This is a genomic window from Paenibacillus sp. J31TS4 (assembly GCF_018403265.1).
Lineage (GTDB): Bacteria > Bacillota > Bacilli > Paenibacillales > NBRC-103111 > J31TS4.
Genome location: NZ_BOSI01000001.1, coordinates 203,673 through 220,166, shown reverse-complemented (window position 1 = coordinate 220,166; position 16,494 = coordinate 203,673). Strand labels below are relative to the sequence as shown.

Annotated in this window: 12 protein-coding genes and 1 riboswitch; of the genes, 3 read left to right on the top strand and 9 right to left on the bottom strand. The window is 49.6% G+C overall.

What is annotated here, in order from left to right; all coding sequences use genetic code 11:
• The first annotated feature begins 167 nt into the window (after positions 1-167).
• Positions 168-938, top strand: coding sequence for an endonuclease/exonuclease/phosphatase family protein (locus KJS47_RS01055; RefSeq protein ID WP_213522023.1), 771 nt, complete (start codon positions 168-170; stop codon positions 936-938).
• Between the two features lie 705 nt (positions 939-1,643).
• On the top strand, positions 1,644-2,612 hold the full coding sequence (locus tag KJS47_RS01050) for a sigma-70 family RNA polymerase sigma factor (RefSeq protein WP_213522021.1): 969 nt from the start codon (positions 1,644-1,646) through the stop codon (positions 2,610-2,612).
• 337 nt (positions 2,613-2,949) lie between these two features.
• Here KJS47_RS01050 and KJS47_RS01045 read toward each other — a convergent pair whose 3' ends face one another.
• From KJS47_RS01045 to KJS47_RS01035, 3 genes are all read right to left on the bottom strand, one after another.
• Positions 2,950-3,900 (bottom strand): EcsC family protein, encoded by a 951-nt coding sequence (locus KJS47_RS01045; protein WP_213522019.1) that lies wholly within the window; start codon positions 3,898-3,900, stop codon positions 2,950-2,952.
• A gap of 81 nt (positions 3,901-3,981) precedes the next feature.
• The gene (locus KJS47_RS01040; RefSeq protein ID WP_213522017.1) at positions 3,982-5,052 is read right to left on the bottom strand and encodes an undecaprenyldiphospho-muramoylpentapeptide beta-N-acetylglucosaminyltransferase; all 1,071 of its coding nucleotides are present in this window, start codon (positions 5,050-5,052) and stop codon (positions 3,982-3,984) included.
• Positions 5,053-5,055: 3 nt separating this feature from the next.
• Entirely contained in the window at positions 5,056-5,523 is a 468-nt protein-coding gene (locus KJS47_RS01035; protein ID WP_213522015.1) for a helix-turn-helix domain-containing protein, read from the bottom strand.
• A gap of 347 nt (positions 5,524-5,870) precedes the next feature.
• Here KJS47_RS01035 and KJS47_RS01030 point away from each other — a divergent pair, with 347 nt between their 5' ends.
• Positions 5,871-6,467: a hypothetical protein gene (locus KJS47_RS01030; RefSeq protein ID WP_213522013.1), complete on the top strand. Its 597-nt coding sequence runs from the start codon at positions 5,871-5,873 to the stop codon at positions 6,465-6,467.
• A gap of 171 nt (positions 6,468-6,638) precedes the next feature.
• On the opposite strand, the gene KJS47_RS01025 is transcribed toward KJS47_RS01030, so the two are convergent.
• The 6 genes from KJS47_RS01025 to KJS47_RS01000 form a co-directional block, all read right to left on the bottom strand.
• Positions 6,639-8,453, bottom strand: coding sequence for an NHL repeat-containing protein (locus tag KJS47_RS01025; protein ID WP_213522011.1), 1,815 nt, complete (start codon positions 8,451-8,453; stop codon positions 6,639-6,641).
• Between the two features lie 201 nt (positions 8,454-8,654).
• The gene (locus KJS47_RS01020; protein WP_213522009.1) at positions 8,655-10,754 is read right to left on the bottom strand and encodes a sensor domain-containing protein; all 2,100 of its coding nucleotides are present in this window, start codon (positions 10,752-10,754) and stop codon (positions 8,655-8,657) included.
• A gap of 165 nt (positions 10,755-10,919) precedes the next feature.
• Positions 10,920-12,785, bottom strand: coding sequence for a flagellar assembly protein A (locus KJS47_RS01015; RefSeq protein WP_213522007.1), 1,866 nt, complete (start codon positions 12,783-12,785; stop codon positions 10,920-10,922).
• A gap of 316 nt (positions 12,786-13,101) precedes the next feature.
• Positions 13,102-13,188, bottom strand: a riboswitch (cyclic di-GMP riboswitch).
• Positions 13,189-13,580: 392 nt separating this feature from the next.
• Complete coding sequence (locus KJS47_RS01010) at positions 13,581-13,775, bottom strand: hypothetical protein (RefSeq protein WP_213522005.1); 195 nt, start codon at positions 13,773-13,775, stop codon at positions 13,581-13,583.
• 521 nt (positions 13,776-14,296) lie between these two features.
• Complete coding sequence (locus tag KJS47_RS01005; RefSeq protein WP_213522003.1) at positions 14,297-15,271, bottom strand: phosphotransferase enzyme family protein; 975 nt, start codon at positions 15,269-15,271, stop codon at positions 14,297-14,299.
• 287 nt (positions 15,272-15,558) lie between these two features.
• The gene (locus tag KJS47_RS01000; RefSeq protein WP_213522001.1) at positions 15,559-16,443 is read right to left on the bottom strand and encodes a putative RNA methyltransferase; all 885 of its coding nucleotides are present in this window, start codon (positions 16,441-16,443) and stop codon (positions 15,559-15,561) included.
• Positions 16,444-16,494 lie beyond the last annotated feature (51 nt).

Here is a 16,494-nt window from a genome sequence, read left to right as displayed (position 1 = left end):
TTATCCTATCAAAGGAACCGGGCCAGAGGCTCGGTTCCTTTTGTTGCATGAATATACACCATTTGGAACCAGGCACAATGTGGTAAAATATGGGGAAGGTTTAAGCTAACGGGCAGGTTGACATGTTGAACCAGATAAATTTATAAACGACAGGAGAGTGTGAAAAGTTGAAGGTATTGCAGTATAACGTGCTGGACGGTTTGGAATCGGAAGAAAGATTGGCCGTGTTTGATGCCTGGTTTTCTCAGCAAAATTATGATGTCGTTGGCTTTAATGAATTGAACGGTTGGGATCAGGAGCGGTTCAAAACCGCAGGTGAAAAGTGGGGATATCCCTATGCTTGCTTGTATGATATGAAATCAAGCCCCTATTTGATTGGCATCATGTCCAAAACGCCGATTCAACTGGTCCATTGCGAAGAGGAGGATTTCCACCACGGGCTGCTTCATGTGATCATTCAGGATATTCATTTTCTGGTCACGCATTTTTCACCGCATGATTCCCTGGTGCGCGAAAAAGAAGCGACCCTAATCGCGAGACAGGTTTCCGAGATTGACGCTCCGGTCATGCTCATGGGTGACTTGAACACTCTTTCTTCTTTTGATCACCAACATTACCGAAATATCGGTTTGGCCGAATATTTAAGGACAAAGTCCGGCCGCGGAAGCCACCATCTCCATCACGGCGTTCTCAATTACCGGCCGATGCATATTTTGCTTGCTGCCGGTCTGCATGATATCGGGTTAGATAGCGGGTTCTTGCCCACAATTCCGACTTTGCTTCTGCATCCGCCGACCCATTTCCCCAAATTACGAATCGATTATATGTTGGTGAACGACAAACTGCTGCAACGCTCGCCCAAGTCAACGGTAATTCACGATGAACAGGTGGAGAAATTATCCGACCATTATCCTATTGAGTGTGTTTGGACTGATTAAGGGTCAAGTTCTTGTCGTCCGACACATAAGTTCAAATTGTCGGATGACAGGAACTAGTCCCATTCAAAGCCGCGATGAATGCGGCTTTTTTTGCTTTATGGGACCAAGTTCTTGTCATGGACCGGGGAGTTCAATTTTAGGGTTTGGTTTCTGTTTTGTTACTTGGTTTTTGTCTGTTCAATAGTTAACATAACTTTCGTTATAGGACATAATAATTATGGATTTATTTTATGTTTTCGATAGTTATTATTTATCGATTGTTCATCCGAACGGATATTCCCTTTCTTGGGGCTTAACCGGAACGTCTGTTCTTGCTGTGCTAGCTCAAAAGGTAATCTAAACTGCCTTTAACGACCTCCTTTTAGGTATCGTTAAAATCGACGATGCTTACTTCGGCGCGTCTTGCATAGGAAAAGACGTTCGTGGGACTACAAAATCAAACGCCGTCATCGTACTTTTTAAAGTCCAAAAGAACCGCCCAGCTTACCTGCATGGATCGAGTGCAATTAAGCGGATTCGTTTCCTGAATGAATAAAATAAAATTTGCTAGCACATTGCTTATTGAAGGAAATGTAGGTTCTTATCGAAATTAATAATAGACATTAGAATCGGTAAACGAGTAAAAGAAAAATGAGTACGATTTTGACTGTTATTGCACCTTAGATTCGTCTATATAAGTGAGACACCATTTTGCAGAGGTGAACCATGGTCAACAGTGACTGTGTACTGGTACGTCAAGCGATTAGGGGAAGCACCGAGGCCTTTAGTCATCTGGTTGGGAGATATGCCAATGCCGTTTATGTAGCTGCCTATTCCAGGTTGGGCAATGCTCATGATGCGGAAGACGTCGCTCAAGAAGTCTTCGTGAAAGCATGGTATGGACTCAACAATATTCAAGATCCAAGTAAATTTGGTAGCTGGCTCTTGAGTATTGCACGCAATACTGCAACGGATTTTGCCCGCAAGATGAAGCCTGTTGTAGCGCTTGAAGATGCCGTATTATCAAGCAGTGAATCAAACTTTACGGAAGAAGCATTTTTGCGACGTGAACGACAACAAGCGGTATGGAAGGCACTGGGCGAACTTGACGAAAAGTATCGGATGGTTGTTGCACAGTACTACTTAGGCGGCTATAACGCAAAGGAAATCAGTAGGCTGTACGGCTTAAGTCTTAGCTCGGTTGAAAGTCGAATTCGCAGAGCCAAAACAATGTTAAAGAAGGAGTTGTTCGAATTGGCGGAGCAAACAAAGACGGATCAGAAATTAGGTTCAGCATTTGTAACCAAGGTAATGAGAAGAATCACTGGGCTTGCATGCATTAATCTCCCTGTCCGAGACGTGAATGTCTCTGCGAAATGGTACGTTGAAAATCTTGGTGTCCTATTAAAGCGCGAACCCATGAGATTTGAGCAAGGAGCAAATGCAATCATTCAACTTGGCGAAAATGGTCCGAGTGTGCTGATGCATGAAGAGAAAGAGTTGACTCCCTTGCATTTTACGCGTAACGGAAAGCCAGCGCCGATTTTTGAGTTGCGTACAGATGACGCCGAAGAGTTTTACTCGCAATTGCTAGAAAAAGGGGTAAACGTATCCAATCGCTATGATCAATTGCCTTGTGGCAAATACTTTCATGTTCATGACCCAGACGGCAATGTAATTACCATTGTTGAATAAGAAAAGTATTCAAACAGAGTTGTTAAGAAGGCTGCCGATCGGCAGCCTTTGTTCCGCTAAAATGACTGCCCCTTCACAGCTAAAGGAAGTTCGTCCGATATAAAACTAGGCAGCTGTAGAAGCAGTCCTTTTGGTTAACCTGAACAATGAGTATAGATAGGAACGTGTGTTCCTGTTTCTATTCTAGCAAGCTTCCTCTGTTTTTGCACCCTAAAATTCGTTCTGTCAGCCACCGAATTTGCATTCTTCGGCATTCCGCTCACCGGCATCCTGCTGCATCCCCATAAAAAAACAGACAGCCGGGCGGATGCCCACTCTGTCTGCTCCAATCGCCTCTCTATAGACCCGGCGGGAGCGACCCCTGCTCCATCGCCCGCAGCCGCTCCATTATTCTCCGCTTCCGATACAGCATGCGGCCGGCCTCCGCTACTTCCTCCACACTGCCCTTGTTGAGATAGGCGCCGACCAGCATGCCGGCAACCGGCACGAGCTGGAACAGCTTCTTCCACCCGAAGCTGTCGCGGTACGATTCCATAACCTCTCGCCAGCCCTGCAGCTGGGAGACTACTTGACGGTCTCTCTCCTCGTTCTCGTAATCCGCCAGTTCCTCCAGCACTGCCTTCTTGCCAACAACGTCGGAAGAGACGAACTGCAGACATTTGACCGCGAACACCCTTTCGCTCTTGTCCTTGGGGTCATATCCATAGCAGAGGGCCGTTTCCTGCAGTACCTTGAGCGACAGTCCCAGCATGGCCGGAATGTCGATCGCGAGGGTGAACAAGCCGCCGAAGCCCGTCGTCGCACCCTGCGCCGCTGCCAGCTTGGCCCGGCTCGCGCCCAGCTCCTCGGCTACCTTGTCCATGATCGCGAGGGGAAGGCGCCTGACTTCCGGCAAGGCCGGCTGCTTATCGGTCTTCCCTCCAAAGGAGCGGCCGGTCGCCGGTTCACGAGTGCCGTCCGTCTCGGGAGCTTCTTCCGGCCCGTCCTCCATTGAGGCATCAGAGCCAACGCCTGCGCTTTCATCGCCGGCCTCTGCGGCCAGCTTTGCCAGCACGGATTTTTCCGCGACCAGATAGTCTCCGCCCGTCTGTACGAATTGCCCGATTTCGTTCAGTGCCTGGCCAATCTTCTCCTGAAGCCCTTTGGGCAGCATCCGATCGAGAAGCGCGAACGGGAGACGCCCCAGCTTCTCCCAGAACCACAGGCTCTTTTGTTCCTTCTCCCACTTGCGAATGTCCTTCAGCTGCTCTTCCAGCCATTGTCTCGATTCGTGCTCGTATTGCTTCATCCTCCGGTCTCCTTCCCTAGCGGGTTCGTTGCTGCACTGAGTCTTTCCATAGATACGGATGAACCGGAGGCTGGGTTTCTATTACTCTTTGTCCGATTCCTCCAGAATGACGCGGAGGATCGTCTGGGCGGCGTCGGTCCTCTCGGACGTCTCCATTGCCGCCAGGTATTCGCGCCGATGATCGTTTAGCGTCCGCAGCTTGGCGAGAAACGCCGTCTTGCTGAGCTCCTCCTCCTCGAGCACTTCGCAAAACCCTCGCTTGAGGAACGACTGCGCGTTAATAATCTGATCCCCGCGGCTCTGTTTCCTAGACAGGGGGATGAGCAGCATCGGCTTGCGCAAAGCGAGAAATTCAAAGATCGAGTTCGCCCCCGCCCGTGAAACCACGAGCTCCGTCATCGTCAGCACATCCGGCAGCTCCTCCCGCAAAAAGGGATATTGGCGGTATCCCTCGGCGGCAAGCTCGGGGACCTCCTGGCCTTCCCCGCACAGATGGACGATCTGATAATGGGGCAGCAGCTCCTGAAGGCTGTTGCGGATCACCCGGTTGATAGAAGCGGCTCCCAGGCTGCCCCCCATGATGAGCAGAACCGGCTTGCCCGGCCGAAACCCGCAGAATGCATAGCCTCTGGACGCGACTCCCTGCCGCAGCTCTTCTCTCACGACCGCGCCGGCATAGACGGCCTTCCCGTCCGGCCAATGTTCAGCCGTCTCGGGGAACGTTACACAGATTCGTTTGGCGAAGCGGGACGCGATCCGGTTGGCGAGTCCCGGTGTCACGTCGGACTCATGGATGACGACCGGAATGCTTCTCGCGCGGGCGGCGGCAACGACAGGAACCGAAACGAACCCGCCCTTGGAGAAGACGACGTCGGGCCGGAGCCTGCCAAGCAGTCGATATGCCTGCCAGGTTCCCTGCACAACCTTGAACGGATCCTTCACGTTGTTCCAGTCGAGATAACGGCGCAGCTTGCCCGACGCAATGCCATAATACGGGACATCGGATAGAGGCCGGATCAGTCCCCGTTCGATCCCCTGGTGGGATCCGATGTAGGCGGTCTCCCAGCCTAACTGCTGGAAGAGAGGGATGAGCGCGAGATTGACCGATACGTGACCGGCCGAGCCCCCTCCCGTGAACACGATTTTCTTCATCCGTCAGCCTCCCTGCCGGACGGCCTCCCCGACCGCCGTCAGCATTTTCCCGACGAAGGCCGGGCTTCCCCATAGAATATATCTGCTTTTTTGCTCCGCTTCCAGGTAGAAATATTGAAAGCGCGCCTTGCCCCGATTCGGATCCGGCTCGTTCATCATCTGTACGAGCGCCTGCGAGACGCGCACCGCCTCGTCGGCATCGACGTAGCAGTCCATGATGGAGCAGACCTGATAGGGCCCGCTCATATCCACAATATCTCCTTTCAAGAAAGCCGTTACGTCATCTGCAGCTTCAGCACGCAGTTCTCCAACGCTGGAGCCGAGAAAAACCTCTGCGTCCTCCTGACGGATTCTCCATTCTCCTCCGACTTTGACCGCTTTGAGCCGCTCTTCCCGAATATACCGGCGGATGGTTTTCGGGTGCAGATCAAGCAGTCTAGCCATCTCGTCTACCGTTAACAAATCGCCCATCTTCTTCCCTCCCCGCTTCCTTCTTCCACAATATTCCACAAGGGGCAGTGTGTCAATCCTTATTGTTCCAAATTATTCCCAATGATTCCATATAAGGATGATATTGTCCCGCTATATAGCTTTTTTTCTCATTTCTTTTGGTTGCTACGGCACCAAATCATCCTGCAACTCCGAATCATGTAAGCGAGAGACAGATGCTCCTCGTTTTTTCATAACCTTTCTGTCTTCTCCTCTCATGCAGCCGCCTTCGGGCGGCTATTTTTCTGTATAGCCTTCCCGGCCCGTTGCACGGTGCCGCGCAGGATGGATATGATAACGACAAGACCAAGACCATGGGAGGCAGGCCAATGACCGCTCTTCCTCAATTCCTTACTCATTATTATAAACGAACAGTTGGGCCGTTTCGCCATTTGACGGAGCATTCGACAGAGGAGGCGGAGCTGCTGCTGCAGCGGCTAAGAGATTCGGGTACCGGCTTCGCCGCCAAGCGAAGCCCGAATTATCTGGCTATCCGCCTCGGGCTGGAGGCACGAATGCGGGAACAATTTCAAAGCAAAGGAGGCCTCCCCTCGCGAAGCGCCCCCTACTATCTCGTGCTGGGCGACTGCGACTGGCTGCTGGACTGGTACCCGAACGCCGCCAAGCTCGTCGTGCCGCTAGCGGCCATTCCGCCTATGCAGATCAGCTTCACTTACGGCGATTCCTTCCCGGCGATGCGCGTGCAGGACGGCAAGCCTTACCGCGGCCAGGTCTATACGCTTGCCGAGCTGCCCGGCGTGCTGTCCGCTTACGGTCTCCCTCAAGAGTGGAATGGCCGAAGGGCAGCTTGCTCCCGAACGGTATATCGAGGCGCAGCTCTGGGACGACGCTCCACTCCAGGAGTTCATTGCCCGTCTTTCCATACCGCGCGAAGCTCCCACCGCGCGGTGTTCGGCGTCACATGACGGTGGTCAGCCATGCCGAATAATGCCAGAATGAGAGTCATGTGCTCCTAGTTCCGGATAGGAGAGCTGACCTCACCGGCTGCCTGGCACCCCTTCTCTCCGTTTTTCCCCCTGCTTTCTCCCGGGAGACGACCAAAAGGGAGACCCTCTTCGGGTCTCCCTTTTGGTCTGTTAGTTGCCTGCCAATTCCGTTCTGCCCAACACGTACAAGCGGGTATGGGAGGAGAAGTACAGGTCTCCGGTTTCCGTCATGGTTGCGGCACGAATTCGATCCGGCAGCGACGCGAGCGGCGTCGTATCCCCCGACGAGAGATCAACCGCCAGCAGTTCTTTCCCGCAAAACGCCCCGAGCCTGTCTTCTCCCAGCTTGACCAGCCAGTTGGCGGGCTCCGGCAAGGGAATGCGGCGCAGGAAGCTCATCGTTTCCGGATCAAAGATCCGCAAAGACGCCCCGACGCCGACGGCCACCACGCCGCCGATCGCCGCGAGTGCATAGCCGACGGCTTCCCCCTCCTCGAATGTTTCTGAGAACGTTAGCCCCTCGCCCGGCTTCCAGACGCCGAAGTGGCAGCGGATGGTGCGGAAAGCAAGACCGCTGGCTCCCCCGTTCGTCGTAAAGTATAGATACCGGCTGTCGGCCGCAAGTCCCGCCACCTGTTCGCCGGGAATCGGATCGTACCAGCTCTCCACCTCCAGCGACTCGGGATCGACGCGCGACAATCCGCCCCCATACGTGCCGTACTGCGCCGACCAGCCCGTCCAGACGCCGCCGTCCGGTCCAAGGACGCTTCGGCCCTCCGGCCGGATCAAGGCCGGCGCGACGGATTGAAGGGTTCGCGGATTGAGATTGTTCAGCTGGTCCCACGGCTTGGCGGGATCATAGACGATATGGTCGCCGCCTACATACGAGGATAGAAAAAGCCGGTCTCCTACGAAGACCATCCCATAGACCTCACCGCCGTGATTGCAGACCGAGGATGAATTCCAGACGTCCCCGCTTTCGGGGTCGTACCGGAAGATCGTCTGCCCAAAGCCGCTCGATCCCCACAGCTGGCCGTATCGGTCCGGGGTTAGCGAGAACACTTCCGTAGGCGGAGCTTCCACCGGGATGCGCCGAAGCTCGACATCTATCGGCTCGGCGGCAAGGCTGCCTGGGATACGGGCATCCGCTATGAAATAATCCTGCCCACGGAAGCCCGCCAGCCTGCCGTCGCGAAGGGCCAGCACCGGCACCTTTTGGCCGTTCGCAAGGAGGACCTCCTGCTGCTTCAAGCGGCCTTTCCATATAGCGCCGTCCAACGGTTCGAGCGTCGCCGGGTCAAAAAATAGCAGCTCGTCCTCCAGCGCCGCGCAGACGAACGAATCGCAAACTTCCCGGATAACGGCGCCGGGAGGACCGAATTCCCTCCACGTTTCGTCTTCCAGGGAGTAAGCTTTCAAACCGTTGGTATCAAACCCGTATTGCACGAAGATGAGGCCGCGGGCTTCCCCCCAAACCGGGCGGCTGTACAGATTTTTCTCATTGTCCGACACGCGCCCCAGGTTGACGAGCGTATGCGTGCGGGGATCGTACTGCATGAGCGAGCAACCCGGATAAGTGCCTCCGTACACCTTGTCATCCGATCCCAGCGTCATCTGCCAGAAGTACGATTCGCCCACCGACTCCAGCGGTTCCGCCCAAGTACGGGATTGCAGGTCGAAGACATGGAGGTAGGCTTGGTCGACACAGGTACCGATGACGAGCTTCTCATCGTGCCAGTTGACGATTCCCCATGCGCCGTAGCCGCGCGGGAGGACAAATTGTTCCCCCGCTCCGGTTTCGGTATCGATAAAGATGATCGTTCCCTTGCCTCCAAGAGCAAAGTTCGAGAGGACGAGCTTCTCCCGGTTGTCCCATGGATCGAGGATCACCGTCTTGCCCAGTATGTTGAAGTTGCGGCAAGGCTCGGCAACAAGCGAGTAGCGGGGCTCAGCCAGTTCTTGCATCGGTTGGATTCCTCCTCGGATTAGAACACTCCCTATACCTGTATGGGAGCTGTACGTTTTTTTCTTTACTGTAAACGTTTGCTCCTTGCCAGTCAATCGGGCAAATCCGGGCTATCCAGCCTATCCTATTGAGTGTGTTTGGACTGATTAAGGTAAGCATTAGCAAAACTATTTTCGCAACAATACAAAAACCTTCCGAAGTCAGCCTTCAGAAGGTTTTTCTTTACGTGCTATAAAGGTCCAATGCTTACACGGCGTTGAAGGTGCTTTGTAAAAATTAGGCATTTCCTGAATGACCTCAATTAATTCATTCACAGGTATCGGCTTGGAAAATAAATATCCTTGAGCTTCGTCACAATGATTCTTTGTTATATAATCAAATTGTTCGATTGTCTCAATACCTTCAGCAACAACGTTAGTTTCAAGTGATTTTAATAAAGACACAATGCTTGAAAAAATCTTAGAACTCCTCTCGCTTCCTGTAAGTGTTTCAACAAAAGATTTATCAAGTTTTACTGTATCAATGGAATATTTTTGAATAAAACTTAAGGAGGAGTATCCTGTTCCAAAATCATCTAACGAAACATGAATATTCAAGCGTTTCAATTCTTCTAGAAAGTTCTTCATCATTTCTTCCGAATTATGAAGTACCGATTCCGTTATTTCTAACTCTAATTTATTCGGGTCAAACTTTACGAATTCTAATATTTGTTTAATAGTTGGAATAAATTCTTTGTTCATAATCTGAATAACAGATACATTCACAGACAACTTTATATCTAAGTAATTCGCAATCGGCTTGATTTCTTTACATGCCGTTTGTAATGTCCATTTACCCAGCTCTACTATCAGTCCTGATTCTTCTGCAATAGGAATAAACTCGCTCGGTGAGACTCCCCCCCAAGAAGGATGTTTCCAACGCAATAAAGCCTCCACACATGTGACCCTTTTATTTTTTATATCATATCTAGGCTGATATTCTAGGTAAAACTGATCCTCTGTTATTGCTTTTTGAATATCGCGTACAAGTGTAAACCTTTTTGACGTTTCAATATCATGAGTCTGTGAGTAAACGGAAATCCTTCGTTTCCCCGCCGCTTTGGCATTGTACAAAGCAATGTCTGCACGTTTGAAAAGTTGCACCGGTGTGAGTTCTCCGTCACAAGAACTACATATCCCGATACTTGCCGAAATAAAAAGTATAAACTCATTAACGAACAAGGGTTTAGTTAAATGTTCCAAAAGTTTTTCGGAAATCCGTATGGTCTCTTCGATCGTGTCGGAAGGATCCATGAGCGCAAACTCATCGCCTCCCAGCCTTGAAACAAATATAGATGTCCCATCAGAAAGCTGTTTGAGTAACCTTGAGAATTCCTTCAGTACTTCATCCCCAATGTCATGTCCCAGCGTATCATTAATGGTTTTGAATCCATCCAAATCAATAAGTGCTAAGGTGGATGGCTGTTTTTGGTTAAAAAAACCGGAACTTTTATTTTCAAAATGACGTCTATTCGGCAATCCAGTTAAATAATCATAAAATGCTAGTTCTTCAATTTGTTCAATATAGTTTTTCAATTCGGTAATGTCACGGGCTATTCCATAAACACCGATAATTTCATCATCAACATAAATTGGGATGTTAATAATGTGAGTATGCCTGACTTCGCCAGACTTGTGTATGACTCTTGCCTCATAGGAGCGATGACGCCCGTAGTTTCTAGCTTCATTAAAGTTCATTAAGGTATGTTCAAGGTCGTCAGGATGAATGAGTTGCTCGAAATTAAGATGGATTAACTCTTCGAAACTATAGCCCAAAGTTTCCGTAACTGCCGGATTCATACTATCAAAATGCCCATTTAAATCAAAAGAATATATTAGATTTGTGTTATACTCGAAAAGTGAGCGATATCTTTGTTCGCTAAAATGCAAATTTTCCTGTATTTTTATAGTTTCTGTCACGTCAATAATCGTTCCATAAATCACGACTTCGCTCTCATGACGGCGCGTTTTAGAAAATACCTCAACGTAAATGGTTTGCCCGTTCCGATGATAACATTCGATTACAGATCTGCTACTGCTCTGATCACTCCCATTGTCTTGTTTCTTAGGCTGTTGAAATATTGAAAGATAAGACTCTTTTGGGAACAATTCATGTAACGACACCTTATTTTCATAGAATTCTTTTGCAGAGACGAATCCGAATATGGAAACTAAAGCATCGTTAACGAACGTTAGCTTATCACCTTGAAAGACAAAAATACCAGTACTTAAATCCTCAACTAAGTATTTATAGTCTATCATCGCAACTCCTTATTTCGGCAGACTTTTCCCTACCTTATAATCTATACGCATTGCATTTTACTTAGATTTCAATCTGGCTCATGTAATGCATCTTTCTTACGCTGCAAAGATAGTTGGATATAAACACTTGCGTTTGCTAATTTCATTAGGAATACAAATCCCATATTAGGAGCTTTGCTTCATGTTATATGCATCGAAGGTCTTATTTTCAACTACGTCATAAATGTCCTTGCAATACCTTCCAACACACAATCGACCTGCGTACATTTTTTTTATTTTTATTTGTTTCTTTGCCTTAAGTAACGTATTCACTCCGGTTTGACCGCCAACAACTTTCGCGGAAATGACGCCTTCCGCCTCCAGCTTAGCCCCACGGCAAACTGCAGAATCATGTAGAAAGAGTATATTTCCAGCCGAATATAAATCACTTAAAAGCACTCCATCTTGCTGAATGATGATATCTCCATTGGACTTCAATTCGCTATTATGACATTGGTTGATCATGATTTGCACTTTCTCTTCCTGCATTCGGGCTACCTCTTGGTGCGTATCACGAAGCAATGCAAGGAAACTCTGAAAAAAACTGTACGTAGCCGTTTCAAGCAATTTTGCAGGTTGAAAGATCATCCCGGACATTTCCACCAGCTTTTGATATTCTTCCTTTTTTATATGTTGAATGTTCGAGATAACAGTTAACAACTCCCTAACAGCGGTGGGTATATCCTTTAATTTACTCTCCATCAGTATGAGCACAATTTGTCCGAACCGAATTGTTTGTTGTCTCGATTCCAGGGCTTGTTCAAGCATTCTAGCGGCAGCCAGCAACTTTTCGATATGCTCGCTTAACGTTTTGGAAGAATGGTACAAGCGATTGAACATGACACCAAAATATCCCGAATACAATTTGCTACCTAACACGTTCCCTCTAACATGAATACTACCGGTTGCTGTAATGGTAGCGTTGAAAACACTACCGTAAACATAAACATTGCCAAGTGATTCAACAATCATGCTGTCGGTGACGTTCCCACAAATGATAATATCCCCTGAAAAAACAACATTTCCTGTTTCGATATTCACATCTCCCGAAACGATATACGATGTGGAAATATCGAAAGTTTTAATACCATCGCCTGTGATTCTCGGTCTTCCTACTTTCCTAGCAATAATCTCTCCATCGGGGGTTAGCTCTACACCCGATTTTACGACAACGAAAATATCCTTTGATGGCACTGGCATAATAACATTTCCAAAAACATCGTATCCCGGAATTCCATCAACCATTGGAATCTTTTTTGCAATCATTTCTCCTTTGTTTACTGAAGGAATCTGCAAATGATTCCGAAAATCGACCGAGCCCGCAATTTCGAAAAATTGATTTTCCACCTGTTCCGAGAAATAGACTTCTAACTGTGCATCCTTTCCGGAAACCGCAGCTTTTCCTTTTGCTACCAGAATAGGTTGATATGTCGGTTGTGCCAACTCTTGATGTATAGAAGCTAGATCTAAATTTGACTTGATGGATTTTTGCTCAAGCGTCGCTGCAATATCCCCTAGGTGAACAGTCTCTAACACAGTATTTCTATCCTCTTCAGCTGTTAGGATGATTCGAGATAAAGCTTCTGTATCGACCAGTCGCCATGCGTAACGTTCCTTGGAATAGAGACGAAAATACGCGCTTAACTTATCATCTGTGATTTTTATATCAAACAATGCCTTTTCATCGATTTCCCAATGAATGTGATCTGATGACGAAACCGCAGCTTTAGATTCCACTTTTACACCGTTTATTTTTAGTTTGATAGGAGGAAGGGCGCTAATTACAGGTAATTTTCCACCATCTATTGGGTCGTGGACAATAATTTTATGTTCTTTTACCTGTATCCACCCATCCTGCATCAATGTACTTTCCTGTAAGTTATCTTCTTCTTCTCTCGTCATTTCTGTTATTACCGAATCAACGTCAAGTTCTTCTAGATTGAGCTGCTTGATTAGAAGCGTCAATTCATTCTCGGTAATTTTCTTTGTCATAGGTAACACTCCTCTGACCCAATGCGTAAGAATGGGCGAACTACATTTTAAATGCATTCGATGCGGTTTAGGGGAAGTACGTCAATCTTCGGTTCTTTCATTCAACTGTCCATATTGTAATTAAGCTATTGGATTTCCCTTATTATATAATCCACTATTTGTTTCCGAGATAATTTCATGACGTTTTGTGATCAGAGAGCCTTATAATGAGATCGAATGCCGATGTGATCATCCGCTGCCAGATGCAATGTCCGCCCCCTTTTTAAACAATAAAAAAACATCATCCCGAACGGATGATGTCGGAAATGACACCAAATTCGGCGGCTTGGCGACCATAGAGCAAATACTCCTTAGGCCCATAGCTTTGCGTCCCCTTCTTTCAAAAGGTTTGCCTCTTTCGTTTGAGATCAGCTCTTAATAGTAATTTAGAAGTATACCAAGTGATATACTGGTTATTTTAAGTAAATTATATACCCAGATTGCACAGTTTTCAACGATTTGTTACATAAATTTGAAAATATTGCACGCTTATTCCTGTTCACCGTCTGACATCTTTAACTTAGGGGAACCCCCCTCACGCAGAGCGGCCTAACCCCGCCCCATAGCGTATAGGGCCGCAATCTGTAGGCAACCTGGTCCTGATGGCGTTAAAAAGGCATTGAAGGCACTGGTGGACATGATTCAGCATCTCTCCCCGATCCATCCTGCGTCCTTTAAATACATCCTCCATACTGGCTCATGGCCCTTTCTTCATGCTATACTAAACGGTACGCAAAACCCTTCGTTCCATATCATTTAAAAACAGAACCGGGCAGGGGTTATCCTTGCCCGGTTCCTTGTGTTGCTTGCCTGATGGTCGTCGGCTTGAGTGTGGACAGGCTGAGAAATTAACGAAAGCCCTGCCCGATAAGTCAGTATCAGCGCACTCTCGGGATCTTTTTCTTTCACTTGGTTGAACGCTTCCGGCGTCAGGCGTTCCATCGCCTTCATCGATGCCAGAAACCCACCTCGAACTCCTGGACGCTTCTGCTCCACCACGCCGGCAGCCGTTTTCACGAAACATTGTCAGCTTCCAACCGTATTACCGTAGCTCCGGCTTGCTCATTACTGCCCCTTCGGTCGGATCGACTAGATGCTCCAGTTTTGGAACTGCCGTCCAACTGATACCTTGTACCACTCTATCACGGGTTCCATCCTCTACATAATCCTTGTATCTCTCGTATAAGGATGCGTTGAGCCCCCTCGGAAATAAGCGCACAAGGCGACAACGAATGCAGCCTTTCATTAGCGAGTTCAATGGCTGGTCCGGAAAAAGAATTGCTGAGTTGCCTACTCGATTATTTGGCGAATACCTCTTTGCTTGGACCGCAATTTTCTCCCCCTAACACCTTTCAGGGTGTTTCCATATGAATTGATTGGGAAGATAATATAAAAAAGAGTAACTGCCACAAGGCAATTACTCTCTCTCTCCAATTCTCTTGGTGAATCCACGTTATCGACTGGTTCTCCGGTTAGGCAAGCGCATGCGCCTCGCACCAGCTCCGCAAAAACCTCAGGCTCCGATCAAAGTAGGCGTCGTCCTGCCACTCCCCCCAAATATGGGAGTAGCTTGTGTGCAGTCCCATGAGCCAGATCTCGCGGATCGCTACGAAGGCCGTGATTGCTTCCCAATCCTCCTTCACAAGCTCTCTTACACTCCGATAGCCTTCCAGGAACAATTCCCATTTCTCATTGCGGAATGCATCCTTCTCCCGTCCACGAACTTTCGCCCACAGGAAGACGGATAGGTCGTAAGCTCGGTAGCCGTTTCCCCCGCAATCGAAATCAATATGAATCAACGCCTCATTGTGAAAATGCACGTTGCCCCCATGCAAATCACCGTGGCACACTCCCCAATCCAGCTTCTCCGCCTGATCGCCGATGTGCTGCCGCAGCCGCTCTGCCAATGCTTCTAGATAGGCCATGTCCTCTTCCCGGTGAGACAAGAGGCGTCGGATCGGTCCGATCGGCTCTTTCAGCAAGTGATCCAGATCAATGGCAAACCGGTCATGGCGGACGGGGAACTTGTCCATCGCTTCATGCATCCGGGCCGTTTCTATTCCATACAAACGGCAGCTGGCGTCGTCGTTCGAAGGCTGGCCCGGCGCATATGTGAATAGAACACAGAATCGGATGCCTTCCGGGGAAGCAATCTCCGTAACCGCTTGTCCGTCTCTCTTTCTGACTGCATAAGAGACCGGTATCCCTTCATTGTGCAAATGATCCAAGAGATCGATCTCGAAAGCGACGTCGCCGGGCGTACGCCAATTTACTTTATAGATCCGATAGATGTAGCTCTCTTCCGGGGTCGTGACCCGATAGGTATCATTCAGTCCGTTGCTGAGAAACCGGCATTCGGACACCTGGCCGATGTCATACCTATTCATGAGAAAGGAACGTAAAGACTCTGAAGAAATAACGGAGTGGTTGATCGCAAGCTGGAGCATAAGCCCCTCCTTTATGACGGTATTCCCCCCTGCCCGATAACACGCAAGGAAGAGGTCCCGTTCCTAATATGGGAATTGACCCTATATACATAATCTTCCATTAGCAGGAAAGATTCAATAGAGTTTCGAAAGTTGGCCATGCACATTCCGCTCTACGAATAAAAAAGGCGTCCCCGAGGGACGCCTTGCTTTCTGTACGTTCGACGATCCGAGCAAGCCGATCAGATCAATACCATCGCATTTAAGAGTAGCGCTCCTGTCATGCCAAATCGGATCGCTTACCCTTCTCAGCCCGGTCTGCGGCCGGCAAGGATTCTCATCGAGACGGTCACTTCCGCCGGGGGAGATTGCCGGACCTCCGCCAGCTGCTCGGCCGTTGCCTTCCAAGCAAGCGGCGTCATGGCGAGCAGCTCGCTCCAGGTCTCTTCCCGGACAGGAAACGAATAACGCACCGTTTCCTCATCCGCGAGCTGGAAGTGCTGGCGGAACCAATCAGCCGCCTGGCGGGCTTCTTCCTCCGGCCGGAGAGAATCGCCATACAGCCGGGCTCTCAGCTCCTGGAGGTAATCAGCCTGGGGAACGACTTTCAAAACCAGCCCGTCCGCCTCCAGCAGACGGCGGAACTCGGCATAATTAGACGGGGACAGCAGGCTCAGAATATACCGGAACGAGCCGTCCCGAAACGGGCTGTTCGCCAGATCGCCGACACACCAGACAGTACGACTGGACGACCGGGCCGCCAGCCGGATGCCTTCCTTGGCCAGATCGACTCCCACTCCCAGCAGCTCAAGCCCGGCGCGGCCGGCCAGCCGCTCCTGAAGCCGGACGAGCGGCGAGCCTTCCCCGCATCCGGCGTCCAGCAGACGGGGAGCGGAGCCGCTGCTTTCCTGCGGAGCTTCATTCGCCTGAATCCGTTCGGCCAGTCGGTCGAGCAGCGAGTCGAACAGCCCGTCCTCCATAAGCTTCCGCCTCGAGACGAATAGCGACTTGTCGTAACGTGTGCTCGGCGGATTCCTGAGCAGATTGACGTATCCCGGCTTGGCGACGTCATAGCTGTGTCCTTTGGCGCATCGAAGCGAACTGCCGGTCATCTCCATCGCTTCCCCGCACACGGGGCAAGCGAAGAGAGACGCCTCTTCCGCGAGCAGCCCGGCTTGTTCCTGAATGGTCATCGCGGCCATCTCCTTTTGTGAGCGAATGCACTTTCAACGGTATCAACCGGT

Coding starts and splice junctions, on each gene's coding strand:
- KJS47_RS01050 (WP_213522021.1), top strand. CDS start 1,644: ATGGTCAACAGTGACTGTGTACTGGTACGTCAAGCGATTAGGGGAAGC.
- KJS47_RS01035 (WP_213522015.1), bottom strand. CDS start 5,523: ATGGGCGATTTGTTAACGGTAGACGAGATGGCTAGACTGCTTGATCTG.
- KJS47_RS01000 (WP_213522001.1), bottom strand. CDS start 16,443: ATGACCATTCAGGAACAAGCCGGGCTGCTCGCGGAAGAGGCGTCTCTC.
- KJS47_RS01020 (WP_213522009.1), bottom strand. CDS start 10,754: ATGATAGACTATAAATACTTAGTTGAGGATTTAAGTACTGGTATTTTT.
- KJS47_RS01015 (WP_213522007.1), bottom strand. CDS start 12,785: ATGACAAAGAAAATTACCGAGAATGAATTGACGCTTCTAATCAAGCAG.
- KJS47_RS01030 (WP_213522013.1), top strand. CDS start 5,871: ATGACCGCTCTTCCTCAATTCCTTACTCATTATTATAAACGAACAGTT.
- KJS47_RS01025 (WP_213522011.1), bottom strand. CDS start 8,453: ATGCAAGAACTGGCTGAGCCCCGCTACTCGCTTGTTGCCGAGCCTTGC.
- KJS47_RS01010 (WP_213522005.1), bottom strand. CDS start 13,775: ATGAAGGCGATGGAACGCCTGACGCCGGAAGCGTTCAACCAAGTGAAA.
- KJS47_RS01045 (WP_213522019.1), bottom strand. CDS start 3,900: ATGAAGCAATACGAGCACGAATCGAGACAATGGCTGGAAGAGCAGCTG.
- KJS47_RS01040 (WP_213522017.1), bottom strand. CDS start 5,052: ATGAAGAAAATCGTGTTCACGGGAGGGGGCTCGGCCGGTCACGTATCG.
- KJS47_RS01005 (WP_213522003.1), bottom strand. CDS start 15,271: ATGCTCCAGCTTGCGATCAACCACTCCGTTATTTCTTCAGAGTCTTTA.